The organism is Clostridium boliviensis, assembly GCF_033342255.1.
Classification (GTDB): Bacteria; Bacillota; Clostridia; order Lachnospirales; family Lachnospiraceae; genus Lacrimispora; species Lacrimispora boliviensis.
Genome location: NZ_JAWONS010000121.1, coordinates 1 through 12,486, shown reverse-complemented (window position 1 = coordinate 12,486; position 12,486 = coordinate 1). Strand labels below are relative to the sequence as shown.

Annotated in this window: 14 protein-coding genes; 4 read left to right on the top strand and 10 right to left on the bottom strand. The window is 40.0% G+C overall.

Annotation, left to right across the window (positions count from 1 at the left end; all coding sequences use genetic code 11):
* The 6 genes from RZO55_RS07925 to RZO55_RS07900 all read right to left on the bottom strand — a co-directional run.
* Positions 1–1,281: collagen-binding domain-containing protein (locus tag RZO55_RS07925; protein ID WP_318063746.1), on the bottom strand; the 1,281-nt coding region annotated here is incomplete at its 3' end.
* 210 nt (positions 1,282–1,491) lie between these two features.
* A complete protein-coding gene (locus tag RZO55_RS07920) occupies positions 1,492–2,808 on the bottom strand; it encodes a DEAD/DEAH box helicase (RefSeq protein WP_318063745.1) in 1,317 nt (438 codons plus the stop codon).
* A gap of 40 nt (positions 2,809–2,848) precedes the next feature.
* The gene (locus RZO55_RS07915; RefSeq protein WP_318063744.1) at positions 2,849–3,010 is read right to left on the bottom strand and encodes a hypothetical protein; all 162 of its coding nucleotides are present in this window, start codon (positions 3,008–3,010) and stop codon (positions 2,849–2,851) included.
* Between the two features lie 325 nt (positions 3,011–3,335).
* Positions 3,336–4,274 (bottom strand): GNAT family N-acetyltransferase, encoded by a 939-nt coding sequence (locus RZO55_RS07910; RefSeq protein ID WP_318063743.1) that lies wholly within the window; start codon positions 4,272–4,274, stop codon positions 3,336–3,338.
* 76 nt (positions 4,275–4,350) lie between these two features.
* A complete protein-coding gene (locus tag RZO55_RS07905) occupies positions 4,351–4,704 on the bottom strand; it encodes a DUF2085 domain-containing protein (protein WP_318063742.1) in 354 nt (117 codons plus the stop codon).
* 18 nt (positions 4,705–4,722) lie between these two features.
* A complete protein-coding gene (locus tag RZO55_RS07900; protein ID WP_318063741.1) occupies positions 4,723–5,010 on the bottom strand; it encodes a zinc-ribbon domain-containing protein in 288 nt (95 codons plus the stop codon).
* A gap of 359 nt (positions 5,011–5,369) precedes the next feature.
* On the opposite strand from RZO55_RS07900, the gene RZO55_RS07895 reads away from it, so the two are divergent.
* A complete protein-coding gene (locus RZO55_RS07895) occupies positions 5,370–7,280 on the top strand; it encodes a heavy metal translocating P-type ATPase (protein WP_318063740.1) in 1,911 nt (636 codons plus the stop codon).
* Positions 7,281–7,309: 29 nt separating this feature from the next.
* Complete coding sequence (locus RZO55_RS07890) at positions 7,310–7,903, top strand: methyltransferase family protein (protein WP_318063739.1); 594 nt, start codon at positions 7,310–7,312, stop codon at positions 7,901–7,903.
* A gap of 44 nt (positions 7,904–7,947) precedes the next feature.
* Here RZO55_RS07890 and RZO55_RS07885 read toward each other — a convergent pair whose 3' ends face one another.
* Positions 7,948–8,517: a flavin reductase family protein gene (locus tag RZO55_RS07885; RefSeq protein ID WP_318063738.1), complete on the bottom strand. Its 570-nt coding sequence runs from the start codon at positions 8,515–8,517 to the stop codon at positions 7,948–7,950.
* Between the two features lie 167 nt (positions 8,518–8,684).
* On the opposite strand from RZO55_RS07885, the gene RZO55_RS07880 reads away from it, so the two are divergent.
* Both RZO55_RS07880 and RZO55_RS07875 read left to right on the top strand, forming a co-directional pair.
* Entirely contained in the window at positions 8,685–9,056 is a 372-nt protein-coding gene (locus RZO55_RS07880; RefSeq protein ID WP_318063737.1) for a BlaI/MecI/CopY family transcriptional regulator, read from the top strand.
* A complete protein-coding gene (locus tag RZO55_RS07875) occupies positions 9,049–10,545 on the top strand; it encodes a M56 family metallopeptidase (protein ID WP_318063736.1) in 1,497 nt (498 codons plus the stop codon). The genes RZO55_RS07880 and RZO55_RS07875 overlap by 8 nt, the downstream gene beginning before the upstream one ends.
* A 59-nt stretch (positions 10,546–10,604) precedes the next feature.
* Here RZO55_RS07875 and RZO55_RS07870 read toward each other — a convergent pair whose 3' ends face one another.
* The 3 genes from RZO55_RS07870 to RZO55_RS07860 form a co-directional block, all read right to left on the bottom strand.
* Positions 10,605–11,051: a staygreen family protein gene (locus tag RZO55_RS07870; RefSeq protein ID WP_318063735.1), complete on the bottom strand. Its 447-nt coding sequence runs from the start codon at positions 11,049–11,051 to the stop codon at positions 10,605–10,607.
* Between the two features lie 109 nt (positions 11,052–11,160).
* Positions 11,161–11,961 carry a P-loop NTPase family protein gene (locus tag RZO55_RS07865; RefSeq protein WP_318063734.1) on the bottom strand — a complete coding sequence of 267 codons (801 nt, stop codon included), beginning with the start codon at positions 11,959–11,961 and terminating at the stop codon, positions 11,161–11,163.
* Positions 11,954–12,328: a hypothetical protein gene (locus RZO55_RS07860; protein ID WP_318063733.1), complete on the bottom strand. Its 375-nt coding sequence runs from the start codon at positions 12,326–12,328 to the stop codon at positions 11,954–11,956. The genes RZO55_RS07865 and RZO55_RS07860 overlap by 8 nt, the downstream gene beginning before the upstream one ends.
* Positions 12,329–12,486: the final 158 nt, after the last annotated feature.

Here is a 12,486-nt window from a genome sequence, read left to right as displayed (position 1 = left end):
TTCCGGACAGGCTGGGCAAGCCGGACACGGTTCTGGTTTTGGACACTTCGGACAGACTGGGCACGGTTCCTGTTTCGGACATTCCGGACAAGATGGACATGGCTCTGGTTTCGGACATTCCGGGCATGGCGAGGGTGTGGGGCAGGAAACCGGCGGCGGACATGTGGGACAAGGCGGCGGTACCGGACATTCCGGACACACAACAGGCTGTTCCTCCTCTGCCGGTGATGTCTGAGGCACTTCTGGTGCCGGCACCGGACACATCACACCCCCAACAAAGGGGTAATAATGAAATTCAAAGCCGCTGGCTGCGTTTACCGCAAATGATCCTATGGCTGCGTTTCCGCTTACACGGCCACCTGTGGGGTGTGCATGATACATCGCCTGGGGTGCCAGTATGCTTCCCCATATATCAGAAGATTCCTCCATATAGATATTCGTTGCATCCTCAAACACATACAAAGTCCTGTCAGATTTACTCTCTTCCCCATATAAGCCGTATTGTAAATGAGCATTTGGTCCCGTTTTCAGCCTTACAATAACTTTGCTGCCCTGAGGTACCTCTGCACGGATTCCCTTGTTAATCAGACCATTTGGGCTTACATCAATCAGGAATACATTCTGTACAGGGTCATTTCCTCTTAATATCCACTCATAATTATTGTCTGCAACACTTCCATTTGGCATAAGATTTTCTATACAGTTTTTATAGCTTTCTATACTTTCCTTTGCATCATTAAAAAATTTTGAAACATCAGCATGTATTCTGCCTGCAGGTATATATCTTGGAACATCATAGCTGGAAATCAGGTAATGATTTCCTTTGTCTGATGGTGTCCAATATTGACTTCCGCCATTTGCCTGATATAGAGCTTTCAGTTCCTCTATCTGATCGGCATTTCCACTTTTTCCAATTAAGTAAGTGCTTCCCTTTCCTGCACGGAACCCGCCGCCGGCTACGACATGGCCGACAACTACCAGCGGTTCGCTCATGGCAATATTACCGCCAACCAGAAAACGTACTAAATCCGGTGAATAATTGTCATCTCTGCTGCTTTTATCCCTGGCAAAACCGGCGCTGAATCCACGTGGGCTGTAAAAGCTTCCCCCTATCGCCACAGGTCCCTCAACGTCCACAATGTTATTGGCATCATTTAATACAATAACATTGAATTTGGAGGCTGGACCAAAGGGCTGACCATCTATATTATACCAGTTTATATTATCATAGGGTAATCCAGCACTCGCCATTGATGCATTATTATAACTGCTACCATTCATATAAACTCCTGTAAACTGCTCCAATTGAATTTTTAATCTCAGTTCATTTTATTCTTATGGAAATGGTTCTGTGCGGTTTTTTATAGCATTCCAGAAAAATTTTAATTGGCTTTTATCCCTCTCTTTACGCCAGACAAGTATTTCCTGTGATATATTATAAATATAAAACAGAGGTATCAGGATTTTTCAACCCAATACCTCTGCTTTTTGTTATCTGCTGCTTTTTCTTTTTGTTGAAAATTTATTGTAACTCTTTTTCTCTTTTAACGATCCATCTGCTGTCATACGATATTTCTTCTTAGGCGATGATGACGTTCTCTCTGATGATGCTTTAGACCTTTGTGCAGTATCTCTTCTTGGCTGTGTGTTTTTAACTGCCGGAAAGTTGTTTTTCAGCGGATACGGGTGGTCTGCTATCTCTTCTAATTTCTTTCCGATTAATTTTTCAATATCTTTGAGCTGCTCTTTCTCATCAAAATCGCAAAAGGATATTGCTGTACCGGAAAGCCCCGCTCTCCCGGTACGTCCAATCCGGTGTACATATGTCTCCGGAGTATCCGGCAGATCAAAATTTATAACATGAGTTAATTCATCAATGTCAATTCCCCTGGCAGCAATATCTGTAGCAAGTAAAATTCGAAGTGTTTTGTCTTTAAAACTGCTCAGAGCACGCTGACGGGCTCCCTGGGATTTATCTCCGTGAATTGCCTGGGCGGTCACGTTACTCTTTGCCAATTGTCTGATCAGACGGTCTGCCCCATGCTTGGTCCGCATAAATACAAGTACGGAAGAAATATTTTTATCTTCCAGAATATGCAGCAGCAAATTCTTTTTATTGCTTTTATCCGTATAATACAGATACTGGTCAATGGTATCCACCGTTGATGAAACCGGAGTGATTTCTACTCTTACAGGATTTTTAAGAATCGTATCAGCCAGTCTGGCAATATCAGGCGGCATTGTCGCAGAGAAAAATAATGTCTGCTTTTTAGGGGGTGTTTTTCCAATAATCCTTTTCACATCATGAATAAATCCCATATCCAGCATACGGTCTGCTTCATCAAGGATCAGTATTTTCAAATGATCCAGGCTGATCAGCTTCTGATCCATAAGCGCCAGAAGCCTTCCCGGCGTTGCTACGAGGATATCCACCCCTCGTTTTAAATCTTCCTCCTGTGGTTTTTGAGAGACTCCCCCAAATACCACGCAGGTTTTTAAACTGGTGAATTGTCCATATGTGTTAAAACTTTCATATATCTGCAAAGCAAGCTCTCTGGTTGGCGTTATGACAAGAGCTTTAATATTTTGTTTCTTGGCACGAAGTGCTTTTTCCCCGCTGAGAAGCTGAAGTGTTGGTATTGCAAAGGCAGCCGTCTTACCGGTACCAGTCTGTGCACACCCCAGTAAATCCCTGCCGCCCAATACAACTGGTATGGCCTCCTCCTGGATAGGTGTGGGTATTTCGTAACGTTCTTTTTCAAGTGCCTTAATTATATCAGGCATAATATTTAAATCTCTAAACTGCATGCATTCTCCTTTAAAATCTGTATTATATCAAGTTCCACCATTACTGTGAAATTTTATGCGTTCTTGTAAATTCAAGTCCTATATTCTTATTCCGCTTTTCCACTTTACCTGAACCGATCTTCTTTTCCGCTTGTAAGAAAGAACCTTTTTCTTTCTTTTCTGCCAGCAATTTCTTCATTTTTTCTATATCTTTCATTGACATGTTAATATTCCTCCAATAATTCTTAATTCTTTTCCAAAGGTAAAGGCTCTATTCTTCAAGAATAGAGCCTCTGAAAACGTCCAAAAAAGTTACCTATCTATGGTGCCAGTATACAGAAAATTCAGCTATTTGTCAAGATTAGAGGTTAATTAGCCAATATTACCAAATTGATTCAGTGAACAGAATCATTCAGATAATGCCTTAATTTTTGAGCGTATTCTAAGCGTTCTTCCGGTTTAGCCATACATCCTGATTTCCAGCAGGTTCATTATGCTGTCTGTCCTCAGGTGCATGATTATACATTATAATTCCACTCCATTATTTTTTACTCTACCTCAAAATAATCCATAACCGACGTTTCCCGAAATCCACAGGATTTATATAAACTTAAAGCTGTCGCATTTTCAGCAGCTACCTGAAGCATAATCTCTGACGCATTTAACTCCTTTAGCTTTTCTATAGCATTGACCAGTATTGACCGTCCAAATCCCTTTCCCCTGTTCTCCGGAAGAACTCCCAGTCCATAGATTCCTCCAATGCCGCTGTCAGATATCTGCAGGTTTACTTTTCCGATTATTCTGTCTTCCATTTCCGCAATACAAATTGTCATGCCGTGTTTTTCTTCCTCTTCCGGTAAAACAATGTGGCTATATTCGTCCTCCTCATTCTCTTTTTCCGGACTTTTACCAAAATAAATAGTATCTTGACGGGCAATCTCTGAGGCATCTGTATTGAGCGCTTTTCTAAACGTGATACCGCCAGGCGGCTGCTTTTCCATTGCTCTGTATGCATCATCATGAAGATACATTTCAAATTCAGAGTAATTATAAATTGCTTCTGCCTTTTCTAAAAACTTCTGACCGGAAATTGAATTTCTATCACAAAGAGCAAGAATTCCTCCTGCTTTTCTTCTCCTGCATTCTGTAATAACCAGTTCACTTAATTTCGAGAAAATTCCCTGGCGTCTGTACTGAGGATGTACCATTCCGGTTATCTCAAGTGGTTGCGAACTTCCTCCAAAACTACATATTCCCATATATCCGACCAACTCTTCACCATGAAAATACAGGAATTCATTGATGTCGGATATTGCAGTTTTAAGCGTTCCGTTTTCAGCATCACTCCGCTTATAGTCAAGTTCAAGCTTCAGAGTGATCTGATCGTTTATTTTGCATTCTTCTTCAAGCATATGAATTAGTTCATAATCTTTACCGCTAAGACTGCCTGACAGCTTCAAGTATGGTTCCTCCGCTTTTTTACCCATAATAACCTCTCCTTTAAAATTAAAGCATGTTTTTTGCACTATTAATAGAAAAGACAGGGAACTGCCCCTGCCTTTATCAATTCCACGTATGATAGCCAATCCAATAAGTTGCAACCAAACTTGCAGCAATCAGGTAAAATAAACCATATCCAAAAAACAGTCCCGTGAAAAATCTCCTGATATTATTACTTTCATATCTGGTCAATAACTGAACTCCGCCGTCCAGAATCATGGGAATTAAAAAAATAACGGCATATAGGATTGGCGGGTGATATATGGAATAAGTAGCACTTAAGAATACTATGCCCACCAATTCACCGGTACATCTTGCACAAATAGGAAATTGCTTTCCGTGGAAGAAAAACGAACGCTCTGGCCTGCAATGGCAGCCAAAGACAATTGGAAGCCATTTGTATAAAAAATCATTCATATCAGTACAGGCTGCTTGTTAATAGCCAGCAACTGCACCCAGAATTCCCAGACCAAACGCTAATGCGTACATAAGTGCAACACAAATAACACTAATTAAAGCACCTAAACCTGCAGCTTTTGCAGTTTTGGGTTTGGTATCTTTCCAGACCAGAAAAAGGATTAATCCCACGATTGGAATGCAACAGCCTAAAAGTCCCCAGCCGAAACCGCCATTATCGACTACTTGGGGCGCCTGAGCAACGCCGCAATGCGGGCATACTACAGCTTTGTCGTCAATTTCTTTTGCACAATTTTTGCAATACATCTTTTGTATCCTCCAGATTAAAATAATAGTATTTACTATTAGAAATAAGATAAATTTATTCTAATATAATGAAATATATCATAGATCAGATTATTATTCCATAATGTTTTACAATATTACAAAAAAACGTCATATTTACCATTGTTTTCCACTTTTTTTACTTTAATTTAGAACCAAACAGTATAAGATAATTACAAAGCTTCAATTATTCAATTTTCCCTTGACAATTGAGTATGCATTCAACTATAATACAATTGAACAATCGTTCAACAGTTCACTACAAGCAGCATAGTCTGTAAAGAGTCTATTATTATTGGGATTAACTCATTCAAACTGACGAAAGAAAGGATGGTATAAATATGGCACATAATCATAATCATTCCCATGAACATACACATGAGCATCAAGGCGGGGACTTAAATAAAACAAAAATTATACAGTTGATATTCGGCATTCTCCTGTTTGGAGCAGGCCTGGTGCTGAAAAAAGCATTTCCAAATGCAGCTGCATATCAGTTAGCCGCCTTTGGACTCAGCTACTTAATCCTGGGCGGTGAGGTTGTTATACAGGCACTGAAAAATATCTCCAGAGGGCAAATATTTGATGAAAACTTTTTAATGAGCGTTGCTACAATTGGCGCATTTGCAATTGGCGATTTTCCTGAAGGTGTTGCAGTCATGCTATTTTACCAGGTAGGCGAATATTTTCAGGATGCTGCAGTCCGAAAATCAAAAAAGTCCATTACATCTCTCATGGATATCCGTCCCGATTACGCAAACTTAAAGCGTGGCGGCAGCACGGAAAAGGTTGATCCTGATAAAGTGAATATTGGTGACATCATCATCATTCGTCCCGGTGAAAAAGTTCCACTGGACGGGTCGGTTATCGAGGGCGAATCAATGATGGATACCAGCGCACTGACCGGTGAATCAGTTCCGCGTTCCGTGAAAGCAGGGGAAACGGTTCTGGCGGGCTGCATCAACCAAAGCGGCGTACTAACTGTAGAAGTCTCACGGGAATTTGGGCAATCCACCGTTGCAAAGATTATTGATCTGGTAGAAAATGCCAGCAGTAAAAAGGCTCCTTCTGAAAACTTCATTACAACCTTTTCCCGTTACTATACACCTGCTGTAGTGGGACTTGCGCTTCTGCTTGCAGTCGTTCCTCCTCTGTTCTTAGGCGGCAGCTGGGCGGAATGGATCAACCGGGGACTTATCTTTCTTGTCATCTCCTGCCCCTGCGCACTGGTTATCTCAATACCGCTTGGTTTCTTCGGTGGTATCGGAGCTGCTTCAAAGCGGGGTATTCTGATAAAGGGAAGCAACTATCTGGAAGCGCTTAACAACCTGGATACTGTTGTGTTTGATAAGACAGGTACTCTCACCAAAGGTGTATTTGCAGTCAGAAACCTGCTGCCTGCCGGCGAGACCACCAAAGCACAGCTTTTAGAATACGCGGCAAAAGCCGAAAGCTTCTCCAACCATCCCATTGCGCGTTCCATCATGAAGGAATATGATGGAGAAATATCCAGGGAGGCTCTGCAGGATTATAAAGAGATTTCCGGACACGGTATCCGTGTCACAGCGGACGGGTCAGTTATATTAGCCGGAAACGATAAGTTGATGAAGCGGGAAAATATTGCATTCCAGCCCAATAATGAAATTGGAACAAAGGTGTATTTAGCAGTAAATGGTATCTTTGCCGGATCTATTGTGATTGCTGATGAAATCAAATCCGACAGCCGTGCAGCAATTTCCCGCCTTAAGGCTGCAGGAGTCCGTAAAACAGTTATGTTAACAGGAGACAACGTACAGATTGCAGAATCGGTTGCAAAAGAGCTTGATCTGGATGAGGTTCATGCACAGCTGCTGCCTGATCAAAAAGTGGAACAGGTTGAAACCCTGAATGCAGGTAAGCCTGCAAAAGGCAAGCTTGCATTTGTGGGAGACGGCATTAACGATGCGCCGGTACTTGCTCGTGCAGATATCGGTATAGCCATGGGAGGACTGGGTTCGGATGCTGCTATCGAAGCAGCTGATGTAGTGCTGATGACCGACGAACCTTCCAAGCTGGCGGATGCCATTACTATCGCACGCAAAACCAAACGAATCGTCTGGCAAAACATCGCATTTGCCCTGGGAGTAAAGGGCATCATCCTTCTGTTCGGTGCTTTCGGCGTCGCTACCATGTGGGAGGCAGTTTTTGCAGACGTAGGTGTGTCACTGATTGCAATATTAAACGCCATGCGGGTGCTGCAAACTAAAAACTGATATTTATATCTGGAAAGGCGTTAAAAACTATGGAGAGCTTGTATTGGTTGGGTTTTCTTGTATTGGTATTGTTTTATGGCAGTTATCTGTGTAAACAGCTTCTGTTAAAAAGGCAGGGAATTTCTACAAACCGCCTGGGGCTGGGGAATAAACCAGCCCGCACACTTAGAATTGAAACTGCTCTTAAATTTGCTACTTTTACCATGGCTGGGATGCAGATCATCAGCCTGCTGGTGGTAAAAGAAGCTTACCTTCTTCTTGCGCAGCATATCATACGCTGCGCAGGCATTGGCATTTCAGCGTTAGGTGCGGCAGTATTTATTACGGCTATGGCGTATATGAAAACCAGCTGGCGTGCCGGTGTCGATTCTGACCAGAACACAGTGCTTATAAAAAGCGGAATTTACCGAATCAGCCGCAATCCTGCATTTCTGGGGTTTGATTTGTTTTACATAGGGTTTGCGCTGGCTTTTTCCAACCCTCTGCAGTTGGTGTTCACGCTATTATGCGTGGTACTTTTCCACCTTCAGATTCTGGAAGAGGAACAGTATCTTCCCCTTGTTTTCGGTAACGCATACGAGGAATATAAGCAGGTAACCGCACGGTATTTTATATTCTTTTAAGGGGGGCATGTTTACAGCCCCTCTTAAACTTTCAGCATTTAATGTCAATAGTTCTTCAATTTTTCCCAGTCTCCCATCTCGCCTAATTTCTTCCCAATAGAAAAATAATTATATGGTGCATAAATTGCTGGCTTCAATTCAGTGAGATCAATTTTTTCCATATTCATAGTTTCAAATTTTTCATCAATCTGAATATTCTTTATTTCTGCCAAAAACAGATGAGAACCTTCCAGTTCCAATACTTTTGTTACTTCGCATTCATATACCCAGGGACATTCATCTATAATCGGAACCTCCACAGAGTTTCCCCATTGATATGTATAAGAAACTTGGTTTTTTACTTTATTCTCACCCCGGGTATTGCCAAAATAATCAGCAAGCCAAAGAGTATCCTCCGTAATCATATTTGCAGAGAATTTTTTATCCCGTAATATGTTTGTCTTGGTCTGCTTGCTCCCACCTAGGGTCATCATTATGTGCGGCGTCTGATCATACGTAAATCCTATCCAGGTAATAATGCAAAAGTCAGGAGTTCCATTCTCGTTTTTAGTGCCAATTATATACATTGGCTGCGGGCTAAACACCATATCAGGTTTCATATTAACCTTCTCCATATTAACCTCCGTTTCTCTTTTTCATACATTAACTCACTTTTACTATTATAGCACATTGCTGTAATAATCCTTAAAATTGCTTTAAATAAATAACATGTAATTGACATCGGTGTCTAATCATGTTAGACTGCGATTAGTCTAATGAGATTCGACAGGAGGTTCTGCCAATGGAACAATATAAATTGGGCGAAATGGAGCAAAAATTTGCAGACATTATTTGGGCAAATGAACCAGTCAGCTCCCGTGCACTTACTGAGATATGCGAAAAAGAGTTTACCTGGAAACGCACTACTACCTACACTATGCTTAAACGGCTGTGTGAGCGAAAGATATTTGAGAATAAGAATGGCACAGTCACTGCCATAATGTCCAAAAATGATTTTGGAGCTGCACAGGGAGAGCAGTTTTTGTCTGATGCTTTCTCTGGATCACTTCCACAATTTTTGGCGGCATTTACCCGCCGGAAAAAACTAAACACGAAAGAGATTGAAGAGATACAGCGCCTGATTAATGAATATAAGGAGGATAGCGATGCCTGAACGGTTATTTTTGCAAATATTAAATATGAGCTTCACTGCCAGTATTGTTATTGCTTTTGTATTGGTTGTACCAGATGTTAATACTGGTATTGGAGCAATTAATCATTCTGTTCCTGCGATTCTTCCTTCCGCAGTATCACATGCCGGCGTGAATCCTTTGCAATTCTGGATGTTAATCTGCAGTCAGATTTGGTTATTTGGTGTTGCAGCCTTGCTTGCATCTGGTCTTATAGGGCTGGTGCGTCTGAAAAAACGATTAAAGGACGCCGCTCTGTGTCAGGATAATATTTTTATTTCCTCCAAAATAGATACTGCCTTTGTCATGGGTATCTTTTGCCCCAAAATTTATCTTCCTTCTATATTAGGCAATGCCGAACAAAACTATATACTGCTGCATGAGAGGACTCATATCAGAAGACTTGATCATATTGTCAAACTCATAAGTTTTTTTGTTCTTTGTGTTCATTGGTTTAACCCTTTTGTGTGGGCCGCATTTTTTCTTAGCGGAAAAGATATGGAGATGTCTTGTGATGAAGCAGTGATTAAACGGATGGGTAATGATGTTAAGAAGGATTATTCAGCCTCACTGCTGACACTTGCAACTGACAGAAGAATGGTTAATGGTGCACCTCTTGCCTTTGGCGAAGGCGACACAAAAGGCAGGGTCAAAAATGTGCTGAATTACAAGAAGCCTGGGTTTTGGGTGGTTTTGGCAGCGGCACTGGCCGTTATATTTGTGGTTATCAGTTTAGCAACAAGTCCAAAGGAGGTTCCAAGTGGATTTGCTGGTGTGAATGCAGTCATTCTTAAAATTGACAAAGCCGGCCAGACTATGACAGTAAAAGGAATCGATACGAATAGTCCCATCGGTGATCTCTGCATTGTCAACTGGGAGAATGCAACCCTTCAGAAAGTGATTGGCAATAATAAACCAATAAAAATATCCATCGATGATTTCACCGAAGGTGATTATGTTGTGCTTTTTGTGGGAGAAATCCTGGAAAGTTATCCCTCAAGAACAACAGCTACGACAATTCAGTTACAGCCAAAAGAAATTCCAGACGCAGCATATCCGTTAGAGGATCTGTGGAATGCGCGGACAAATTATGTGGGTGATAATTCCGCAGTTGGAGAGCTGATTGGTTTGCTGCCTGTTCCTACGGGTTTACAATATGACCATTTTGAATTAAAAACTACTTCTCAGCCATATAAGGTTGAAATTGTTTATTCTGTTCCAGCAAAATACCTTGAAGAATATGACAGGGATAGTTCAACAGCAGCCAATACACTCCGAACTAATGCACTTTTCTTACTTGCTTTAATAAAAAATGCAGATGAAATTCAAGCCACTTTGACAGATGGCAGCCAGAAAATTGACCTTACCTATAATCGGGAATGGGCAGACCATACAATCGGAGGAAATGTGCGTGAATATGGAAACAGCCTTGAAAAATTACAGGGACTTCCTGAAATAGATGGTAATTCATAGACGGATAGAAATACATTTACCGCCTGAGCCCACGCAATGAAGAGCTCAGGCATGGAATATTACTTGTATATACCGATAGCTCCAAAATCATAAATTTTATTATATTCAGGATTGTCAGAGATGAACTGAATAAATACAGGTGAATTATCAAGTTTGGGTTCTTTGTCAAACAGGAACCTGTCAGCCTGACGTAATGCCTGAAGTGCCGTAGGCATCTCGTTATAGAAAATATTATTTCTTATTGATGCATTTCCTGTTACACCGCTGCCATCAACAATTACGGAACCAATTAAAGCAACTCCCTCTTTATATTGTTCCCAGGCAACTCTTACTTCGTCGCGCATTTTTGTAATTTGATCTTCCGCATAATTGGAGGCTACAAATACAAATAGTTCTGCCGAAATATCGGAATGTGTAATCGTATAAAATCTGCCCATAACAGGTCCATAGGGTTTCATTATATCCCGATATTGCACAAATACCTTATGAGGATTAAGCTCTTTCACTTTTCATACCTCTTTCATAGTTACAAATTAAGGTTGCTGCTATAATATGCTACGGTATAATATATTCCTGACAAATATATCTGTGATAAAAATCACCCAGCCTGCAGTGCTACGATTGAAGTTTGCTCCAAACTAAGATTTCATTGATATCATAATTTTTTGAGCCTATAATTAATGCATTTTTTCCGATTATTTCATTAACGATTTTAAGTTCGATATCCTTTCTTCTCTTTAAATGAGATATCAAATCACCAGCTCCATGTAAATTATGTTTAATTCCATACGGAGATTTTTCCAGGTATTGAAGCATAAGCGTAAACCAGATTTCATTTCCCTGATCATCTTTTCGTTCTTTTTTTATGGTATCTATTGTACCTTCAATATCAACTGCATTTATATATAACAACTTAAAATTTTTACTTTTTAAAATGTCAAATGCTTCTGAATAAAAATCTATTATATCCACCTCACACATCTGATAATATAAGAGCATACATTCTATACTATTTTGAAAAAATGAGCACTCAAATATAGTTCCTCCGCCATATAGATTCGCATATCTTTCGAGTATTATTTTTTTAAACAGATTGAACTTAATATTTCCATTATATATTTCAAATTGCTCCATATATTTATGGAACCCTTGTATATCTGTTAAGATCTGTGTATAAGCTGTGATCTTCTTATCCTCTTCTGTTACTGTGTGTGCTTCTAATTCTTTATATATGTCCTTATACTGTATACATATTTTTTCATACTGCTCTTTTGTCATATAACTACACCATGCCAGCTCTATTGGTGAGATATCGCCTTCTCTGTATACCGTATACTCAGGCATGTCTTTTTGTAACTTATTCAGCAAGGTGCTTTTCCCTGAACCTTGAATTCCTTCTACAAAAATATTATTCAACCTCTGACCTCCTGTATTTTAATACTAATAGTTCCAAATCCTCAATAGTATATTTTCTGCCGGACACCGTTCCATTACCTGCAATATTATTATCATCCGATAATTCCAATTGAACTACCAGATGGTTAAAAGTTCCTGCTCCTGAATAGTCGTATGGAAAATCTATAAAATCCTGACACGGATCCAGATATGACATCATATAAGTTTCAAGATCGTAATTATAATATAAAGTATATGTATCATCATAATCTCTTGCTAAGTCATTAAATTCTATGCTAAGTGGCTCTCCGTTAAAATCCGTCTTTATTTTAAAATGTAAAAGAGTGATTCTCTTCCTTAACCAGCTTAAACTCCTATCCGTATACATTTTCTACATAATTTGTTATATCTTTTTGGGAATAAAATATAGGTTTTGATGAACAGCTTGTAATAAATAATGAACACATCATAAATAGCAGCACGTATATAAAGCATTTTTGATTCATATATTTTATTTCCCTCTCATAAGATATATTTCGTTTATTG